Origin of the sequence: Kitasatospora sp. NPDC096140, from assembly GCF_040303045.1 — a bacterium.
GTDB lineage: Bacteria > Actinomycetota > Actinomycetes > Streptomycetales > Streptomycetaceae > Kitasatospora.
The window spans coordinates 1-18450 of sequence record NZ_JBEOUW010000061.1; the positions used below are offsets into that span (position 1 = coordinate 1).

Below are 18450 nucleotides of genomic sequence, written 5' to 3' on the forward strand. Positions count from 1 at the left end.
CGTCCGGCGCGTACCGCGGGCACGGTCGTCAAGGACGAGGGCGAGGGCGGCAAGGCGCTCGCCGGCTTCCTCGCCGACCAGAAGTTCATCTAGTCCCACCCGTTCGCGCATCCAACGATCGATCAGGAGCAACGAATCATGGCTGAGATCCTGGTTCTGGTGGACCACGCCGACGGTGCGGTCCGCAAGCCGGCCCTGGAGCTGCTGACCCTGGCCCGCCGCATCGGCGAGCCGTCCGCCGTCGTCCTCGGCGCCGGTGCCGCGGCCGCCGACATCGCCGCGAAGGCCGCCGAGTTCGGCGCGGCGAAGGTGTACGTCGCCGACGGCGCCGAGTTCGCGGACCAGCTGGTCGTCCCGAAGGTGGACGCCCTGGCCCAGATCGCCAAGGCCGGCGACGTCGCGGCCGTGCTGGTCACCTCCTCCGGCGAGGGCAAGGAGGTCGCCGCCCGCGTCGCGCTGCGGATCGGCTCCGGCATCATCACCGACGCCGTCGACCTGGAGGCCGGCGACGGCGGCCCGGTCGCCACCCAGTCGGTGTTCGCCGCGTCGTTCCAGGTGAAGTCCAAGGTCACCAAGGGCGCGCCGGTCATCACGGTCAAGCCGAACGCCGTCGCCCCGGAGGCCGCCCCGGCCGCCGGCGCGGTGGAGAACGTGTCGGTCGAGTTCACCGGCAACGCCGCCAAGGTCACCTCGCGCACCCCGCGCGTGTCCACCGGCCGCCCCGAGCTGACCGAGGCCGCCATCGTGGTCTCCGGCGGCCGCGGCGTCGGTGCCGCCGAGGGCTTCGGCGTGGTCGAGGAGCTCGCGGACGCGCTCGGCGCGGCCGTCGGCGCCTCCCGCGCCGCCGTCGACGCCGGCTGGTACCCGCACAGCAGCCAGGTCGGCCAGACCGGCAAGCAGGTCTCCCCGCAGCTGTACATCGCGGCGGGCATCTCCGGCGCCATCCAGCACCGGGCCGGCATGCAGACCTCGAAGACCATCGTGGCCGTCAACAAGGACCCCGAGGCCCCGATCTTCGAGCTGGTCGACTACGGAGTGGTCGGCGACCTCTTCGAGGTGCTGCCGCAGCTCACCGCCGAGGTGAAGGCCCGCAAGGCCTGATCCCGCGGGAAGGTTCGGAGGGCGTGGTGCCGGGTGCTCGGTGCCACGCCCTCCGTCGTCGTCCCCGGAGCGCGGCGGGTGGTGCCGGGGCCCGTAGAGTCGGCGCAACGTGTGACGTGCGGGCATGAGCCGAGCTCATGTCGCAGGCATGAGTCGAGCTCATGAGCCGGACGTGTGATGCGCGGGGCATGAGTCGAGTTCATGAGCCGGACGTGTGATGCGCGGGGCATGAGTCGAGTTCATGAGCCGGACGTGTGACGCGCGGGGCATGAGCGGACCTCATGGGCCGGACGCGTGATGCGCGGGACGTGACGTGACGGCGTGGGACGAGGGCGAGGACGGTGGCATGGCACTGCTGACGGCACTTCAGGGCGGTTTCGGCGACGCGGCGGACGCGCTGCGGATCGACGGCAGGGCGCTCTCCCGGGAGGAGTTGCTGGGCGCGGCGACCGCCGTCGCGGATCGGGTGGCGGGCGCCCCCGCGTTGGCGGTGCTCGCCCGGCCCACCGTCGAGACGGTCACCGCCGTGGTCGGCGGCCTGCTGGCGGGCGTCCCGGTGGTGCCGCTGCCGCCCGACTCGGGGCCCAAGGAGCGCGAGCACATCCTGCGCGACTCCGGTGCGGCGCTGCTCGCCCACGCCGTCGGGGAGGCGCTGCCCGACGGCGGCTCCGTCGAGGGGCTGCCGGTCGATCCGCTGCGGCGCTCCGCCGCCACCCACGCCGAACCGGCCGCGGACTCGACCGCCTTCGTGCTCTACACCTCGGGCACCACCGGCGCGCCCAAGGGAGCGGTGATCAGGCGGGAGGCGATCGCCGCCGACCTCGACGCCCTGGCCACGGCCTGGCAGTGGACCGCCGAGGACACCCTCGCCCACGGCCTGCCGCTGTTCCACGTGCACGGGCTGCTGCTCGGCGTGCTCGGCGCCCTGCGCACCGGCAGTCGGCTGGTCCACACCGGCCGGCCCACCCCGGCGGGGTACGCGGCGGCCGGCGGCAGCCTCTACTTCGGGGTGCCCACCGTCTGGTCCCGGCTGGCGGCGGACCCGGAGGCGGCCGCCCGGCTGGCCTCGGCCCGGCTGTTGGTCTCCGGTAGTGCACCGCTGCCGGTGCCGGTGTTCGAGCGGCTGGCCGCGCTCACCGGCCACGCCCCGATCGAGCGCTACGGGATGACCGAGTCGCTGATCACCGTCAGCACCAGGGCGGACGGCGAACGGCGCCCCGGGAGCGTCGGCCTCCCGCTGGAGGGGGTGCGCACCCGGCTGGTCGGCGAGGACGGCGCACCGGTGCCGAACGACGGGGAGACCGTCGGTGAGCTGCAGGTCTCCGGTCCGACGCTGTTCAGCGGCTACCTCAACCGGCCGGACGCCGACGCCGAGGCGTGGACGGCGGACGGCTGGTTCCGTACCGGCGACGTCGCGGTGATCGGAGCGGACGGCTTCCACCGGATCGTCGGCCGGGCCTCGGTGGACCTGATCAAGAGCGGCGGCTACCGGATCGGTGCGGGCGAGGTGGAGGCCGCGCTGCGCGACCACCCGTCGGTGGCCGACGCGGCGGTGGTCGGCGTGCCGGACGAGGACCTCGGACAGGCGATCGTCGCGTACGTCATCCCGGACGGCGCCGTGACGGGGGAACAGCTGACGGCCTTTGTGGCGGATCGGCTGTCGGTGCACAAGCGGCCGCGCCGAGTCGTGCTGGTGCCCGAACTACCCAGGAACGCACTGGGAAAGGTGCTGAAGAAGCAGCTGCTGACGGAGGCCGCGGGTCGGTGATGAGGGGGCGTCGGACGCCCCCTGCGGTGACGGGTCCTCACCCTGATGCGCCGTCGGTGCCCACGCCGGCGGCCCTTCCTTCCATTGGCGCACTCCACTGCGCGCCGTGAGCGGACGCGTGCCTAACGTGACGGGCAGGCAGAACCGAATCCCCGGGTGACACGTCGCGGCTCCCGGCCGCAAGGCCGGAGGCCGCGGAGTGTCCGGGCGGGGATCTGCCGAGCCGTACCGACCGGTGCCGCCGGGACGTACGGCGGGTTCGAAGCAGTTCCGCAGCCGCCCGCCCGGCGGTAGTCCGCAGCGAGCCGCGCGATCCGCAGCGACTCGCAGAGACCGCAGCAGTGAAGGAAGTCAGCAGTATGACCACCGTCAACACCGGCGCGCCGGATGCCGCCGACGAACCGACCGCGCAGCAGGTTGCTGCCACCACCCGTTCCCCCCGTCCGTCCCGGGCCGCGCGGCTCCGCCGGGGGATAGGCATGGTGGCCGTGATCGCGACCGGAGCGGGTGTCCTCGGCCTCGGCACCGGTGTGAGCCCCGCGGCCGCCGAGACCGCGCCGGCCCACGCCGGCTGGGACGGCTCGCGGTACTGGTTCAAGAACAGCCAGGGGCAGTGGCGCTGGACCTCGCACTACGACGTCTACCTGGCGCGGACCGGAGGCGGGACGAAGTCCTCGGGCGCGTCGTCGAGCGGCACGAAGTCGAGCGGGGGGATCAAGCAGGGCTGGGACGGTTCGCGCTACTGGTTCCGCAACAGCAAGGGCGAGTGGCGCTGGACCACGCACTACGACGTCTACCTGTCGCGGACCGGGGGCGGCTCCTCGTCGGCGGGTTCCTCCGGCTCCTCGGGCTCGGGTTCCTCCGGCGGCTCGGTGGCCGCGGACCCGGACGTCGAGACCGCCGTGCAGTACGCGCTCGCGCAGCTCGGCAAGCCGTTCAGGACGGCGGGCAACGGGCCGGACGGGTACGACTGCTCGGGCCTGGTGCAGCAGTCCTTCAAGCGCGGCGGCATCAGCCTGCCGCGGGTCGCCAACGACCAGTTCGCGGCGACCACGCCGGTCAAGGCGAGCCAGCTGCGTCGCGGTGACCTGCTGTTCTGGTCGCCGGACGGGACTCCGCGGGGCATCCAGCACGTGGCGATCTACCTGGGTAACAACCAGTACGTCGAGGCCGCGCGGCCGGGGACCAACATCAGGATCTCCAGTATCAGCAGCGGCTACTACCCGGCGTACATGGGTCGGCCGTAGCGGCTGCCGCGGGCCCGGGGGTTCGCAAGTCCGCAGGTCGGGGGCGTCCGGTCGGGCCGGCGCCCCCGGCCTGCGGCTGGTCGTCCGTGGCCGGCCCGGTCGTCCGGCTCGGTCGTCCGGGGCGGTCTCGTCCGGGGTCCGGTCGTCCGACGCGCGGTCAGAAATCCGTCCCGCGGTCAGAGGTCCGTCGGGCGGGGGAGGGCGCCGCGGGCGCCGAGGGCGGTGACGGCGAAGGCCCCGGCGGCCACGGCCGTGGCGGCAGCGGCGCGGAGGTCGCTGCCGCGCGCGAGCTCGGCGGCGAGTGCGCCGCAGAAGACGTCCCCGGCCCCGGTGGTGTCGACCACCCGGACGGCCGGGGCGGGCAGCCGGTCGTACCGTCCGTCCGCGGCGACCAGGACGCCGTCACCGCCGAGGGTGATCACCACGCCCTCGGCGCGGGTGGCGAGGGCCCGGGCGGCTTCGGTGACGTCGGCGGCCCCGGTGAGCTGGCGGGCCTCGACGGCGTTGGCGATGACCAGCGGCCGGCGCCCGGTCGGGCCGACGTCCGGCAGCTCGCCGGCCGGGGCGGTGTTGTGCAGCCAGCGGGTGCCGCCGGAGGGGCCCGCGGCGGGCAGGGCGGCGGCGGTCGCGCGGATGCACTCCGCGGGGACCTCGTTGCTGGTGAGCACCACGTCGACGGGGAGGAGCCGGAGGCGGCCCAGGGCCGCGGTCACCTCGTCCGGGGTGAGGTGCGCATTGGCGCCGGGGACCACGACGATGCTGTTCTCGCCGGAGGGGTCGACCATGACGATCGCCTGACCGGTGGGTGCGTCGGGGTGCGTGAGCACGGAGCCCGTCTCGACCTCCGCGCCGTGCAGATCGGCGAGCGCCGCCTCGCCGTCGGAGTCGCGCCCGATCTTGGCGACCAGGTGCGTCGCCGCGCCCATCCGGGCCGCCGCGACCGCCTGGTTGGCGCCCTTGCCGCCGAAGCCCCGGGTGGCGGCGTCGGCGAGGACGGTCTCGCCGGGGGAGGGGAGCACGGGGCAGCGCAGGATGCGGTCGGTGTTCACCGATCCGATGACGACGACTCGGCCGACGGGCAGCAGCTTCATCGTTCCTCTGTACGCGCCGGGGCGCCGGCGGCGCAAGCGGGCGGGCGCAGCGGGCGCAGACCGGGGTGCAACCCGGGGTGCGGACCGCACTGCAAGCCGCCGTGCAGGCTGGGGCGCATGAGTCGGGTGCGGTGACGCGGGGCGGGTGTGCACAGGAAGTCGGCCCATCCGATCTCCTGTGCGTGAGCAGTGGTGAAGGGGTGCAATTTTGATGTAGACCGGTCTGCATATTTCCGACCTCGGGCGCCTGGCCTGGGCACATGCCGCTGTCACGGGGCAGACCGGGGCGCGCGGACGGGCGCGGTGGGGAGGCATGGGGAGCGGCGTGACGCGGGTACCACCACGGGTGGCGCTGGTTCGGCCGACGGGGGCGCTGCCCGGTGCGATCGGCATCGGGGGAAGTCGAGGGGCAGGGGACGTTGTGATCGTCTGGGTCAATGGCACATTCGGGGCGGGCAAGACGAGCGCCTGCCGCGAGCTGGTGGAACTGCTGCCCGGGAGCGTGCTCTTCGATCCCGAGCAGGTGGGCTTCGGTCTGCGCCGGATGCTCCCGGCCGACCGGCTGGCGACGGTGTCCGACTTCCAGGACCTCGCGGCCTGGCGCCGACTCGTCCCCGAGACGGCGGCCGCACTGCTCGACGAGGTCGGGGGCCCGCTGGTGGTCCCGATGACGCTGCTCAGAGAGGACTACCGGGACGAGATCTTCGGTGACCTCGCCTCCCACGGGATCACGGTGCACCACTTCGTCCTGGACCCAGAAGAAACGATCCTGCGCGAGCGCATCGCCAACCGGGAGGAGTGCCCGGGCGACCCGGAGGCCAGCGAGCGGGTCCGGACCTGGTGCCTGGAGCACCTGCCGCGCTACCGCGCCGCCCGTCGCTGGCTGGTCGGGGACGCCCGGATGGTCGACACCAGCGAACTCACGCCGCGGGAGACCGCCCTCCGGATCGCCGAGCTGGTCCGGGTCGGCGCCGCCCGCTGCCCGATCGTCCAGAGCCCGGACCCGACCGGGGACACCGTGGCCTCCGCCGTCCTGTTCTTCGACGAGCAGGACCGCGTCCTGCTGGTCGACCCGGTCTACAAGCCCGACTGGGACTTCCCCGGCGGCGTGGTCGAGCGCGGCGAGGCCCCCACCGACGCGGCCCTGCGCGAGACCGCCGAGGAACTCGGCCTGCGCCTCGACCCGTCCGGGCTGCGCCTGCTCGCCGTCGACTGGGAGCCGCGCACCGGTCCGCGCCGCGGCGGTCTGCGGCTGGTGTACGACGGCGGCCTGCTGGACGCGGCGGGCCGCCAGAACCTGCTGCTGCAGCAGGAGGAGCTGCGCAGCTGGCGCTTCGTCACGCTGGACGAGGCCGCCGAGCTGCTGCCCCCGAGCCGCTACCGGCGTCTGGCGGCCTCCCTGGACGCCCGGCGCAGCGGCGAGCTGCGGTACCTGGAGGCGGGGTGCCGGGTGGCCGTCGGGCTGGCGAGCGCGGCGGACGCGGCGTAGTCGGCGGGTGCGGCGGAGCCGGCGGCTGCGACCGAACCGGTGGCTGCGCTGCGGGCGGGGTGGCGGTCGGCCGGCCCGGTGCAAGGACGGCCCGGTGCCGGACGGCTCGGTGCAGTACGGGCCGGTGCAGTACGGGCCGGTGGGTTGGCCGGGCCGACGGCGGGGGCGCGAGGATGGGGGCATGCCGTTCACACTGAGCCACCCCGCCGCCGTCCTGCCCCTGCTGCGCCGGGCCGGGGCGCGTGGGCCGTTGGTCGCGTCGGCGCTGGTCGCCGGGTCGATGGCGCCCGACGTGCCGTTCTTCGCCGAGTCGCTGCTGCCCGGGGTCTACGGCCACGGCGGGCTGACGCACAGCTGGTGGGCGGTGCCGACGCTGGACGTGGCGATCGCCGGGGCGCTGGTGGCCGGCTGGCACGGGCTGCTGCGCGGACCGCTGGTGGCGCTGCTGCCCGAGCGGTGGGCGGGCGGTGCCGAGGCGTTGACGACCCGCCGGGCCGCCACCACGGCGGGCACGGGCACGGGCGCGGACACCGAACCGGGCGCGGGCGCTGGTGCCGACGCGGTGTGGTTCGCGGCGTCGGCGGCGATCGGCGCGGCCACCCACGTGGGCTGGGACGCGTTCACGCACGGCGGCCGGCTGGGCGTTCGGCTGCTGCCCGTACTGAACCGGTCGGTGGCCGGTGTGCCGCTGTACGAGGCGCTGCAGTACGGCAGTTCGGCGCTCGCCCTGGTGGCGATGGGCGGCTGGGCGGCGCGGGCGGTACGTGCGGTCGAGCCGGTGCGGCCGGCCGTCGGGCTCGCGCCCCGGACGCGGCGGACCGCCGTCGCGGTGCTGGGCGCGGCGACGGCGGCCGGGGTGCTGCACCGGCTCAGCCCGCTGAAGCGGAACCTGGTTCCGGAGGTGTGCTTCGGCGCCGGCGCGGGGCTCGCGGTGGGCGCCGTCGGGTACGCGGCGGTGGTGGCGGCCGCCCGCCGGCTGCGCGGCGGACGACCGGGGCCGGGGGCCGCGAGCAGCCCCCGGCCCGACGTCCGTCAGACGGAGCGCAGTTCGGCGTAGCGGCGCAGGAAGAGGGCCTCGGTGAGGGCCATCCGCTCCAGCTCCTGCGGGTCGACGCTCTCGTTGACCGCGTGGATCTGGGTGGTCGGCTCCTCGACGCCGATCAGCACGATCTCGGCCTGCGGGTACAGCGAGCGCAGCGTGTTGCAGAGCGGGATCGAGCCGCCCTCGCCGGAGGCCACCATGTCGGTGCCGAAGGCCTCGGCCATGGCCTCGCCCATCGCCTCGTACGCCGGGCCGGTGGTGTCGGCCCGGAACGGGGAGCCGCAGCCCTGGCGCTCGACGGTGAGGTCGGCACCGAGCGGGACCTGCGCCTCCAGGTGGGCGACCAGCGCCTCCTGGGCGGCGGTGGCGTCCATGCCCGGCGGGACGCGCAGGCTGATCAGGGCCTTGGCGGCGGCCTGGACGGAGGAGGTGGCGCCGATCACCGGCGGGGCGTCGATGCCGAGCACGGTGACGGACGGGCGGGCCCACAGGCGGTCGGCGATGGTGCCGGTGCCGGTCAGGGCGACGCCGTCGAGCACCTTGGCGTCGGAGCGGAACTGCTCCTCCGGGTACTGCACGCCCTCCCAGGTCTGGTCGGCGCTCAGCCCGGCGACCGCGACGTCGCCGTTCTCGTCGTGCAGCGAGGCGAGCATCCGGACCAGCGACTGCAGCGCGTCCGGGGCGGCGCCGCCGAAGGCGCCGGAGTGGAGGTTGCCGCCCAGGGTGGTGACCGAGGCCTCGACCACCGTCATGCCGCGCAGCGAGGCGGTCACCGTGGGCAGACCGGGGGCGAAGTTGCCGGTGTCGCCGATGATGATGGCGTCGGCGGCGAGCAGCTCGGGGTGGGCCTCGGCGTAGCGCTCCAGGCCGCCGGTGCCCTGCTCCTCCGAGCCCTCCACGATGATCTTCAGACCGACCGGGTAGGCGTCCCCGTACACCTGGCGCAGCGCCCGCAGGGCGGTCAGGTGCATCAGGATGTTGCCCTTGCAGTCGGCGGCGCCGCGCCCGTACCAGCGGCCGTCACGCTCGGTCAGTTCGAAGGCGGGGCTGAGCCAGGCGTCCGCGTCCAGCGGCGGCTGGACGTCGTAGTGCGAGTAGAGGAGCACGGTCGGCGCGCCCTCGGGGCCCGGGAGCTCGGCGTAGACGGACTGGGTGCCGTCCGGGGTGTCGAGCAGCTGGACGTTGGTCAGGCCCTCGGCGGCGAAGGCGTCGGCGACCCAGCGCGCGGCCTTCTCGCACTCCTCGACCGGGAACTGGCGCGGGTCGGCGACCGACGGGAAGGCGACCAGCTCGGCGAGGTCGGTGCGGGCACGGTCCATCAGGGACCGGACGGCGTCGGCCAGGGGCTGTGACATCGGGGCTCCGAGGGGATGCGTCCGCCCGCGGGGTGCTGCGGGCGGAGGGGGCGGTTGGGGTACCGCCGATCATAGGCGGAGCGGGTTCCGGGGCTCGGGGACCGGGGGTTCCGGGGCTCGGGGACCGGGGGTTCGGGGGCCGCGGGCCGGGAGCCGGGGGCTCGGGGCCCGCGTGGTCAATGCTGTCGGGCGCGGTCGGGCGTGGTCGGGTGGCCGGAGCCGTGCGGCGGGTTCGTGAGGACGCTCGGGCGGTGCTGCGTCCGGCGGGGCGGGCGGACGCATAGGATTGCTCGACGTGACTGACTCCGGAAGCTCCGATTCCCGTAGCCCGCTCGACAGCCCGAACGACGACGAGACGGCCGCGCCGCTCGGCGACCCGGCCTCGCCGCCGGACGGCGTCTGGGACGTCGTGGTGGTCGGCGCCGGACCGGCCGGCTCCTCGGCCGCCCACGCGGCCGCCGCCCAGGGCCGCCGGGTGCTGCTGCTCGACAAGGCCGAGCACCCCCGCTACAAGACCTGCGGCGGCGGCATCATCGGCCCCTCCCGGGACAGCCTGCCGCCGGACTTCCGGCTGCCGCTGCAGGACCGGGTGCACGCCGTCACCTTCGCGTACGACGGGCGGTACACCCGGACGCGGCGCTCCCAGCGGATGCTGTTCGGCCTGGTCAACCGGGACGAGTTCGACCTGCGCCTGGTGCAGGCGGCCAAGGCGGCCGGGGCGGTGCTGGTCACCGGAGTGACCGTCACCGGTGTCGAGCAGCGCGGCGGCGAGCACCGCACCGCGCTGGTGACGGCCGCCGACGGTCGCACCTTCGAGGCCCGCGCGGTGGTCGGCGCGGACGGCAGCGCGAGTCGGATCGCCCGCCACGTCGGCGTCACCTTCGACCAGATCGACCTCGGCCTGGAGGCGGAGATCCCGGTGACGCCCCAGGTCGCCGCCGACTGGGCGGGCCGGATCCACCTCGACTGGGGCCCGCTGCCCGGCAGCTACGGCTGGGTGTTCCCGAAGACCGAGACCAGCAGCCTGACCGTCGGCGTCATCTCGGCGCGCGGCGACGGGGAGCGCACCAAGCAGTACCTCGCCGACTACATCCGGCGGTTGGGCCTGTCCGGTTTCACCCCCAGGGTCGAGTCCGGGCACCTGACCCGCTGCCGGGCCGAGGACTCGCCGCTCTCCCGCGGCCGGGTGCTGGTCGCCGGGGACGCGGCCGGACTGCTGGAGCCGTGGACCCGCGAGGGCATCTCGTACGCGCTGCGCTCGGGCCGGCTGGCCGGCGAGTGGGCGGTGAAGGTCGCCGAGGCGGGCAACGCGGCGGAGGTGCGTCGCGAGGCGCTGAACTACGCGTTCGCCATCAAGGCCGGGCTGGGCGTGGAGATGCGCGCGGGCAAGCAGCTGCTGGGCGCCTTCGAGCGGCGGCCGTACCTCTTCCACGCGGCGGTCAGCCTGGTGCCGGCGGCGTGGCGGGCCTTCGCCCGGACCACCCAGGGGCACACCACCTTCGCCCAGGTGCTGCGGCAGAACCGGGCGGCGCGCAAGCTGATGTCGATGGCGTCGCGGTAGGGCCCGGCGCCTCCGGCCGACGTCGGGCCGACGCCCGCGGCCGACGCCGGGCCGGTGCGCGCGGCCGACGCCGGGCCGGTGCACCGGTGCGGGGCGGGTGTTCCTCCCGTGGTGGAGGAGCACCCGCCCCGCTCCTGTTCCCGTTCCGTCCTCGTGGCGTGGCGTGGCGTGGCGGTCGGCTTCGGGCGCCCGGTACCGGGGCGCCGGTGCCGGCTACCTGAGGCCGGTGTCGAGGGCGGTCATGAGCGTGCCGGACGGGGTGTCGCCGGACATCTCCCAGATCATGCCGCCGAGCAGGTTCTTCGACTTGAGGTAGGCCGTCTTCTGGGCGATCGACCAGGCGTCGTCGAAGGTCCACCACTGGCCGCCGGCTCCCGTGTAGCCGTACGTCGCAACCGACTTGGGGTCGTGGTAGACGGTGAGGCCGGGCACGCCGGTGATCAGGTTCTGGTACCCGCGGGTGCCGGCCTCCTCGGCGAACTGGCCCGGTGCGGCCCCGCTCGCGGACTGCCAGACGCCCTTCGCGCCGCCGTCCGCCACGCCCTGCCAGCCGCGCCCGTAGAACGGGAAGCCGATGGTGAGCTTGCGCGGGTTGACCCCGGCGTCGAGGTAGGTCCGGACGGCCGCGTCCACGCTGAAGTGGCTGCCGTACGGGTCGTTCGGGTCCGGGAAGAGGTTGGCCTGGTGGCCGGTGCGGTCGGGCTCCCAGGAGTTGTCGCTGCCCGAGCCGTGGAAGTCGTAGCCCTGGACGTTGGCGATGTCCAGCGAGCCGAAGATCCTGCCGAGGTCCCAGCCCGCGGCGACCTTCGCCGGGTCGGCCGGGGTGAAGGCGGTGAGCAGCTTGTGCGAGCCGCCCGTCGCGTCGAGCTGCTTGCGGAACTCGGCCAGCAGCAGGGTCAGGTTGTCCTTGTCGGCGGCGCTCCAGTGGTTGCCGGCGTGGCCGTCGCCGGAGCCGGGCCACTCCCAGTCGAGGTCGATGCCGTCGAAGATCCCGGCCGCGACGCCGTCGCCGCCGGCGCCGTTGTAGACCGGCAGGTTGCCCTTGATCCAGGTGTCGACGCAGGACTTGACGAACTTCCGGCGGGAGGCGTCGGTGGCGGCGACGTCGGAGAAGTACTTGGAGTACGTCCAGCCGCCGAGCGAGACGACCACCTTGAGGTTCGGGTACTCGGCCTTGAGCTTCTTCAACTGGTTGAGGTTGCCGCGGAGTTTGCCCCAGCCGTCGTCGGCCACGCCGTCCACCGACTGGTCGGCGCTCATCGGGCGGGCGTAGTCGGCGTCGGCGTCACCGGCTCCGGTGCCCTGGTCCGGGTCCTGGGGGTTGGAGGTGGTGCCCCTGGTGACGCCCGCGAGGCAGGTCAGGTTGACCGGATCGATGTTCTCGAAGGCGTAGTTGACGACGTCCAGCTTGGCGGCGCTGCCCGAGGTGTCGAGGTTCTTGACGAAGTACTGGCGGCCGTAGATGCCCCACTGGACGAAGTAGCCGACCCGGGCGTACTTGCCGGCGCCGACCAGGTCCGAGGTGGTCGCGGTGAGCGGGGCGGAGGCGGGCGAGGCGTTGTCGGCGGCGTCGCGGGCCTTCACCGTGAAGGTGTAGGTGGTGGACGGCGAAAGGCCGCCGACGGTGGCGGTGAGCGTCTTCCCGGTGACCGTCGCCACCGGGGCACCGCCCTGGTAGACGTCGTACGCGGCGACCCGGACGTTGTCGGTCGCGGCGTTCCAGGCGAGCGTCACGTCCGTCGAGCCGACCGCCGTGGTCCGGAGGCCGGTCGGCGCAGTGGGCGGAACGGGGTCGGTGGACGGGTCGAAGGTGGCGGCGGTGACGGGGACGCTCGACGGGCCGGTGTTGCCGCGGCTGTCCCTGGCGCGGACGGACAGGGTGTACGAGGTGGCCGGGGTGAGGCCGGTGACCAGGGTGGCGGTGGTCGGGCTGGAGGCGAGGACGGTGCTGCCGTTCAGCACGTCGTATGAGGCGACCGGGAAGTCCCCGCCGGTGGCGGCCGGCCAGCTCAGGGCGAGCGTGTGCGCGGTGGACTCGGTGACCGTCGGGGTGCCCGGGGCGGACGGCGGGACATCGGGGGTGCCGTCGCACTTGTCGCCGTTGATGCGGCAGTTGAGCGGGGTGGAGACCGGGCCGCTGCCGACGAACCAGAAGCTGTACGGCTCGGTGGTGGCGTGGGCGTTGACGGTGGAGTTGTAGAACGCGGCGACCACGCTGACGTGTCGGCCGGTGACCGTGGCGGTGCCGTTGTAGCTGTTGCCGATGGTGACGCCGGCCGGGAGGTCGAACTCCAGGGCCCAGCCGGACACGGCGGTCGCGTTGTCGTTGTGGACGACGTAGGTGCCCTGCCACCAGGAACCGTTGTCGGCGGTGGTGAAGGTGGCGGTGAGCCTTCCGGCGGCGTTCGCCGGGGCGGCGAGCGCGGTGAGCGTGGCGAGGGGGAGGAGCAGGACAGCGAGCAGTGCGAGCAGTCTGCTGCGCACGCGCGGGCGTCCGGCCCGGGATCGAGCGGACATGGTTCTCCCTGTGACTGTGGGGGTTGGAACAGGGGGTGTAGAACCGGGTTTGATCCGTGTGCGATCGGTGCCTGCGCCGTGGGGGGTGAAGGCATGGGAACTGTAGGAGGACTGGATCAATGCGTCAACAGGTCTGTACCACGCTCGTAGGCTGTTCGCCCCGTCAGCCGGTCGCCCGCGTCATCCGTTCGCGCCCGTCAGTTCGTCCCCGAGCGGGCTGCGTCGGTACAACACCGAGCGGCCGTGCCGGGCCCGGGTGACCAGGCCGGTGGCGGCGAGGACGGAGAGGTGCTGGCTGACCGCTCCCGGGGTGACGCCGAGGCGGTAGGCGAGGTCTGTGGTGGAGGCGGGTTCGGCGAGCAGGGCCAGCAGCCGGGCCTTCGGTGCGCCGACCAGGGCCTCGACGGCCTGCGGCGGCACCGGCGCCCCCCGGCCGGCCATGCCCGCCTGGCCGCGCGCCGGGTAACTGATCTGCGGCGCGCGGTCGTTGCTGATCATCGTGATCGCGCCGCGGACGAAGAACGTCGGGCACAGCACCAGGCCACGCCCGTCAACGGGGGTCTCCACGTCCCCGTCCGTCCAGTTCCGGTAGATCGACAGGACGCCGTTCTCCCAGTGGAGCCGGTGGTCCAGGTCGGCGAAGAGCGCCGTCGCGCCGTGCTGGGCGAGCATCCGGGCGCGGTAGACCAGGTCGGCCTCCAGCACTGCGCGGGCCTGCGGCCACCAGGTGGGGGCGAGACACACCTCCCAGTACTCCTCCAGCGCGTCGCAGATCCGCGCCAACAGCCTTTCCGGGCGGGCGATTCCGGTGGCGATCCCAGCAGGCAGCCGCCGGCCCTGGGACAGGAAGGTCTGCTCCATCTCGGCACGCAACTGCTCCGGCGGGAACGCGCGCACGGTGGCGATCTCGGAGCGGAAGTCGGGGGCAGGGGAGACCGGGCGGGGCGTCAGGAAGTCGGGGACGAAGCGGTTCTCGGCGACGAGTGAGAGCAGCAGGCGGGAGTCCAACCGTTCGAAGGAGGGCCTGAGCTGCTCGAAGGCCCGGGTCTGGAGGTGGTAGACGCCCGGGTGGGTCCACATCCGCAGGCTGAGCACAGCCTCGTGGATCGGGGAGACGGCGAACCAGGTGGTGGCGAGGTCGGCCAGGCGGAGGGTGAACCGGTGCACGGGGGCGTCCTCCTGCCGGGTCCGGCCGGGACCTGCAGCGCCCGACTCTGATTTAGCCATAGCCTAAAGGAGTACCCGGGCCGCTCCGGCGGGCGGTGAGATCCACGCATGACCACCTCGACGGCGGAGTCCTCCGCATCCTCCCGTGCCGTGCCCGAACCACCGGCTACCTCCGACACCGCTGCCGCGCCCGAAGGATGCGCCGTGGCACCCGTGAGTCCTGCGGAGGCTGTGGGCCCCGTGGAGGCTGCTGTGGGTCCTGCGGAGGTCGTGGGTCCTGCGGAGGTCGTGAGCCATTCGGAGGCCGTGAATCCTGACGCCCCGTCGGGCCCCGGCCGGAACGGAGTCGCCACCGCTCTGCGAGGGCGCCTCCACCCCGATCCGACGGTCCGTCGGCTGGCCGGAATCACCCTGGTCAACACGATGGGCAACGGCCTCTCGCTGTCCGTTGCGGTGCTGTTCTTCACCCGGGTGCTCGGCCTGAGCGCCGCCCAGTTGGGCCTGGGGATGACGGCCGCCGGCCTGTGCGGGGTCGCCGCGAGCGTGCCGGCCGGTCGGGCAGCCGACCGTTGGGGCGCCCGGCGGGTGCTGGTGGTGCTGGTGTCGGTGCAGGCGGTCGGCACCGCCGGGTATGCGTTGGTGCACAGTTACCCGGCCTTCGTGGCGCTCGCCTGCCTGGTCTCCGGCGTGGACCGGGGCTCCGCCGCCGTGCGTAACGCGCTCTACGCCGAGGTGCTGCCCGCCGACCGCAGGGTCGCGGGGCGGGCCCACCTGCGGGTGGTGACCAACATCGGGATCTGCCTGGGGACGGGCCTCGGCGCGATCGCGCTCCAGGCTGACAGCCGACCGGTCTACCTGACGGCGATCCTGGCCGATGCCGTCTCCTTCGTGGCCGTCGCCGTGCTGTTCCACTGCCTCGTCGTTCCGCCGCGCCCGTGGGTGACGGGAACGTCTGTGCCCGGGACGGTGCCCGGAACGCCGGCCTCCGAGTCGTCGGGGAACACCGGTGTCGTGAACACGTCGGATCCCTCGGACAAGGGCGTCAAGCAGGGTCGACGGCGCAACCCCGCTCTGCGGGACGGTCCGTTCGTGGCCGTGACGGTGCTGAACGCCCTGCTCTGCCTGCAGTTCGCCGTTCTGGAGGTCGGTGTGCCGCTCTGGATCGTCCAGGAGACCGCTGCGCCGCGGATCACCGTCGCGGGCACCCTGATCGTCAACACGTTGCTGGTGATCACCCTGCAGGTGCGGGCCACCCGGGGAACCGAGGAACGCGCGGGGGCCGCCCGGGCCTGCGGCCGCGCTGGTGTGGTGCTTGCCGCGTCCTGCCTGGTCATCTCGCTGGCGCACGGCCTGCCCGCGATCGCCGCGGCCGCGGTGGTGCTCGGCGGGGTCGCGTTGCAGTCGCTGGGCGAGGTGAGCGCCCAGGCGGGCGCCTGGGCACTCAGCTACGACCTCGCGGGCGAGCGCGACCACGGCGCCTACCAGGGCGTGTTCAACGCGGGGACGGCGGCCGCGCTGATGGCCGGTCCGGCACTGGTCAGCACCTTGGTGATCGGGTACGGCGCGGTCGGCTGGGTCGCTCTGGGCGCGGTGCTGGCGGCCGCCGGCCTGGCGATGCGTCCCGCCGTGCGGTGGGCCGGGCGGCGGGACGCGATCCGCACGGCGTCGTGAGTCCGGGGGTGTGATGAGTCCGGGGCGGTGTGTTCGGGCGGCGCGGTGCGGGACGAGGCCGCGGCGCGGGGCCGGGTGGCCCCGGCCGGCTCCGGCCGACTACGCGGGGAGGACCGCCAGGGCCTCGATCTCGATCAGCACGTCGGGCCTGAACAGGGCCACCACCTGCATCGCGGACGCGGCGGGCAGGGGCAGGGCGCCCAGGTACTCGTCGCGGGCCTCGCGGATGTCCGCGAGGTAGGCGATGTCGGTCATGAAGAAGGTGAACTTCACGACGTGCTCGAACCCGGCCCCGGCAGCGGCCAGGCAGCGGCGCAGGTTCTCGAAGACCTGCCGCGCCTGGGCCTTCGGATCGCCCTCGCCGACCAGGTTCCGCTGCTCGTCGAAGGCGACCTGGCCGGACACCTGGACCAGTCGGCCGGTGCCGGTGACGACCTGGGTGTAGCCGGTGCCGGGTGCGACACCGGGAGGCTCGGCGATGTGGGTGAGGTGAGAGGTGGTCATGCCGCGGATCCTGACGGTGATCCGCTGCCGTCGCAAGTTCCGGCTCCGGTCCGCCGACCGGCCTCAGCGCACCACCTCGGGCAGCTCGCGCAGGAACGGGCGGTCGGTGGCGGGGAGTTGGGCGGCCGGCCCGCCCGAGCGCAACACCACGTCGAGGACGGCGTCCGGATCGGCGGCGTAACCACCGCTGGCCCAGGCCGCATTGGCCTCCACTACCGCCCAACGGCCGTTCTCCGTACGCCCGATGTCCACCACGGAGGCGCTCGGCAGCGGCGCCCCTGCCGCCGAGGCCGCCAGGACGTCCCGGGTGAACGCGAGCACCTCGGCGGCCTCCCCGTCGGGTGCCCCCGCGGACTCCAACGGCGCGACGGACAGCTCGCCGTCCACCGCGTACCGCGAGCCGGCCCGTACCTCGCCGTCCAGGACGAACAGCCGGTACTCCGTGACGAACCGCACCACCTCGCTCACCAGCACCGGCGTGTCGGCGTCCAGCACCGCGGGCCCCGGTAGGGCACCGCCGTCGGGGTAGACCCGGGCGGCGAACAGCTTGTCCGCCGGCGGCTTGACGAACGCCGGGCGCCGCAGCCGACGCGCCTCGGCCAGCGTGGTGGCGGTGACCCGGCGCCCGGTCAGGGCGAGCGGCAGGCGGGTCAGCCAGTCGGCGGCCGGCTCCAGCAGGCCGAGGCCGAGCTCCCGTCCGACGGCGTCACCGAACAGCGGCCCGCCGTACACGTGGACCCGCGCGTCGAGCAGTTCGCGTGGGGCCTGCCAGGACGTCGCGACGCACGCCCGCAGGCCGCGGCGCCCGGCGGCGGTGCGCAGCTGCAGGCCCGTCTCGTTGATGCGCGGGGCGAGGAGCAGGACGGGGGTGTCGGTGGTCATGGCGACGATGCTGCCGTGGTGGAGGCGGGTGTCACCAGCGGATTTCGGCTCGTGCGCGGCGGGCCGGGCCGGGGGGTGGCGGCGGGCCGGTTCCGTGCGCGTCGGCGGGTCGGTCACGGTCGGGCCGGGGGGTGGGTACCGTCCGCGGCTCGCTGGGTGCGGCGGGTTGGCTCTGGCCGAGGGGCGGGTGGGCGTGCCAGAGTCGTCCGGGCGCCGTCCGGGCACCCCGGACCGCGCCCGCAGTCCGACCCACCCTCAGCCGGAAGGCAGGCCCCGCCGATGACCAGCGCAGAGCCCCTCGTCCGCGTCAGCACCGCCGACGCCGTCACCACGCTCACCCTCGACTCGCCGCACAACCGCAACGCGCTCTCCACCCGGCTGATGGCCGAGCTGCGCGCCGGGCTGGCGGCGGCCGCGGCCGACCCGGAGGTCCGCGCCGTGGTGCTCGGGCACACCGGCAAGGTGTTCTGCGCGGGTGCGGACCTCTCCGAGGCGACCGGGGCGGACCCGACGGTCGGACCGCGCGGACTGGTCGAGCTGCAGCGGGCGATCGTGGACTGCACCAAGCCGGTGATCGCCGTCATCGACGGGCACGTCCGGGCCGGCGGCCTCGGCCTGGTCGGCGCGGCGGACCTCGCCGTCGCCGGACCGGCCTCGACCTTCGCCTTCACCGAGGTCCGGCTCGGCCTCGCGCCCGCCGTCATCTCGCTGCCGCTGCGCCCCAAGCTGGAGCCGCGTGCCGCGTCCCGCTACTACCTCACCGGCGAGGTCTTCGACGCCGCCGAGGCCGCCCGGATCGGCCTGATCAGCAGCGCCACCGGGTCCGCCGAGGACACCGGCGTCGCGCTGAAGGGCCTGCTGGACGCGCTGCGCCAGGGCTCCCCGCAGGGGCTGGCGGAGTCGAAGCGCCTCGCCAACGCCGATGTGGTGCGCTCCTTCGAGCGTGACGCCGACGAACTGGTCGAGCTGTCGGCGCGGCTGTTCGGCTCGGAGGAGGCGCAGGAGGGCATGCGGGCGTTCCTGGAGAAGCGGCCCGCGCGCTGGGTGCGCTGACC

At 74.3% G+C, this 18450-nt stretch carries 14 protein-coding genes and 1 pseudogene; 9 read left to right on the top strand and 6 right to left on the bottom strand.

Translation table 11 applies throughout. The annotated features are described in order from the left end of the window. From ABT048_RS37835 to ABT048_RS37850, 4 genes and pseudogenes are all read left to right on the top strand, one after another. A pseudogene (locus ABT048_RS37835) lies at nucleotides 1–93 on the top strand (electron transfer flavoprotein subunit beta); the annotation flags it as partial. 45 nt (nucleotides 94–138) lie between these two features. Further along, complete coding sequence (locus ABT048_RS37840) at nucleotides 139–1101, top strand: electron transfer flavoprotein subunit alpha/FixB family protein (RefSeq protein WP_350526166.1); 963 nt, start codon at nucleotides 139–141, stop codon at nucleotides 1099–1101. 346 nt (nucleotides 1102–1447) lie between these two features. After that, nucleotides 1448–2869 carry an acyl-CoA synthetase gene (locus ABT048_RS37845; RefSeq protein ID WP_350526167.1) on the top strand — a complete coding sequence of 474 codons (1422 nt, stop codon included), beginning with the start codon at nucleotides 1448–1450 and terminating at the stop codon, nucleotides 2867–2869. 359 nt (nucleotides 2870–3228) lie between these two features. Continuing rightward, complete coding sequence (locus tag ABT048_RS37850) at nucleotides 3229–4116, top strand: C40 family peptidase (protein ID WP_350526168.1); 888 nt, start codon at nucleotides 3229–3231, stop codon at nucleotides 4114–4116. A 176-nt stretch (nucleotides 4117–4292) separates the two neighbouring features. On the opposite strand, the gene ABT048_RS37855 is transcribed toward ABT048_RS37850, so the two are convergent. Next, a complete protein-coding gene (locus tag ABT048_RS37855; protein ID WP_350526169.1) occupies nucleotides 4293–5207 on the bottom strand; it encodes a ribokinase in 915 nt (304 codons plus the stop codon). A 421-nt stretch (nucleotides 5208–5628) separates the two neighbouring features. Here ABT048_RS37855 and ABT048_RS37860 point away from each other — a divergent pair, with 421 nt between their 5' ends. Both ABT048_RS37860 and ABT048_RS37865 read left to right on the top strand, forming a co-directional pair. Then, nucleotides 5629–6696, top strand: coding sequence for an NUDIX hydrolase (locus tag ABT048_RS37860; RefSeq protein WP_350526170.1), 1068 nt, complete (start codon nucleotides 5629–5631; stop codon nucleotides 6694–6696). A 181-nt stretch (nucleotides 6697–6877) separates the two neighbouring features. Next, nucleotides 6878–7753, top strand: a complete 876-nt coding sequence (locus ABT048_RS37865; protein WP_350526171.1) for a DUF4184 family protein — start codon at nucleotides 6878–6880, stop codon at nucleotides 7751–7753. Here the strand turns inward: ABT048_RS37865 and ABT048_RS37870 are convergent. Then, on the bottom strand, nucleotides 7729–9093 hold the full coding sequence (locus tag ABT048_RS37870) for a dipeptidase (protein WP_350526172.1): 1365 nt from the start codon (nucleotides 9091–9093) through the stop codon (nucleotides 7729–7731). The two genes, ABT048_RS37865 and ABT048_RS37870, sit on opposite strands and share 25 nt — an antisense overlap. 295 nt (nucleotides 9094–9388) lie before the next feature. Here ABT048_RS37870 and ABT048_RS37875 point away from each other — a divergent pair, with 295 nt between their 5' ends. Beyond that, complete coding sequence (locus ABT048_RS37875) at nucleotides 9389–10654, top strand: geranylgeranyl reductase family protein (protein WP_396553343.1); 1266 nt, start codon at nucleotides 9389–9391, stop codon at nucleotides 10652–10654. A gap of 213 nt (nucleotides 10655–10867) precedes the next feature. Here the strand turns inward: ABT048_RS37875 and ABT048_RS37880 are convergent, their stop codons facing one another. Both ABT048_RS37880 and ABT048_RS37885 read right to left on the bottom strand, forming a co-directional pair. After that, nucleotides 10868–13171, bottom strand: a complete 2304-nt coding sequence (locus ABT048_RS37880) for a glycosyl hydrolase family 18 protein (protein WP_350526173.1) — start codon at nucleotides 13169–13171, stop codon at nucleotides 10868–10870. Between the two features lie 180 nt (nucleotides 13172–13351). Next, a complete protein-coding gene (locus ABT048_RS37885; protein ID WP_350526174.1) occupies nucleotides 13352–14338 on the bottom strand; it encodes an ArsR/SmtB family transcription factor in 987 nt (328 codons plus the stop codon). Nucleotides 14339–14446: 108 nt separating this feature from the next. Between ABT048_RS37885 and ABT048_RS37890 the strand changes: the two genes are divergently transcribed. Continuing rightward, nucleotides 14447–16009: an MFS transporter gene (locus ABT048_RS37890; RefSeq protein WP_502894119.1), complete on the top strand. Its 1563-nt coding sequence runs from the start codon at nucleotides 14447–14449 to the stop codon at nucleotides 16007–16009. Between the two features lie 99 nt (nucleotides 16010–16108). Here the strand turns inward: ABT048_RS37890 and ABT048_RS37895 are convergent, their stop codons facing one another. Beyond that, nucleotides 16109–16513: a RidA family protein gene (locus ABT048_RS37895; RefSeq protein WP_350526176.1), complete on the bottom strand. Its 405-nt coding sequence runs from the start codon at nucleotides 16511–16513 to the stop codon at nucleotides 16109–16111. Between the two features lie 63 nt (nucleotides 16514–16576). After that, nucleotides 16577–17395, bottom strand: a complete 819-nt coding sequence (locus ABT048_RS37900; RefSeq protein WP_350526177.1) for an ATP-grasp domain-containing protein — start codon at nucleotides 17393–17395, stop codon at nucleotides 16577–16579. Between the two features lie 279 nt (nucleotides 17396–17674). On the opposite strand from ABT048_RS37900, the gene ABT048_RS37905 reads away from it, so the two are divergent. Continuing rightward, nucleotides 17675–18448: an enoyl-CoA hydratase family protein gene (locus tag ABT048_RS37905; protein ID WP_350526178.1), complete on the top strand. Its 774-nt coding sequence runs from the start codon at nucleotides 17675–17677 to the stop codon at nucleotides 18446–18448. The last annotated feature ends 2 nt before the right edge of the window (nucleotides 18449–18450 follow it).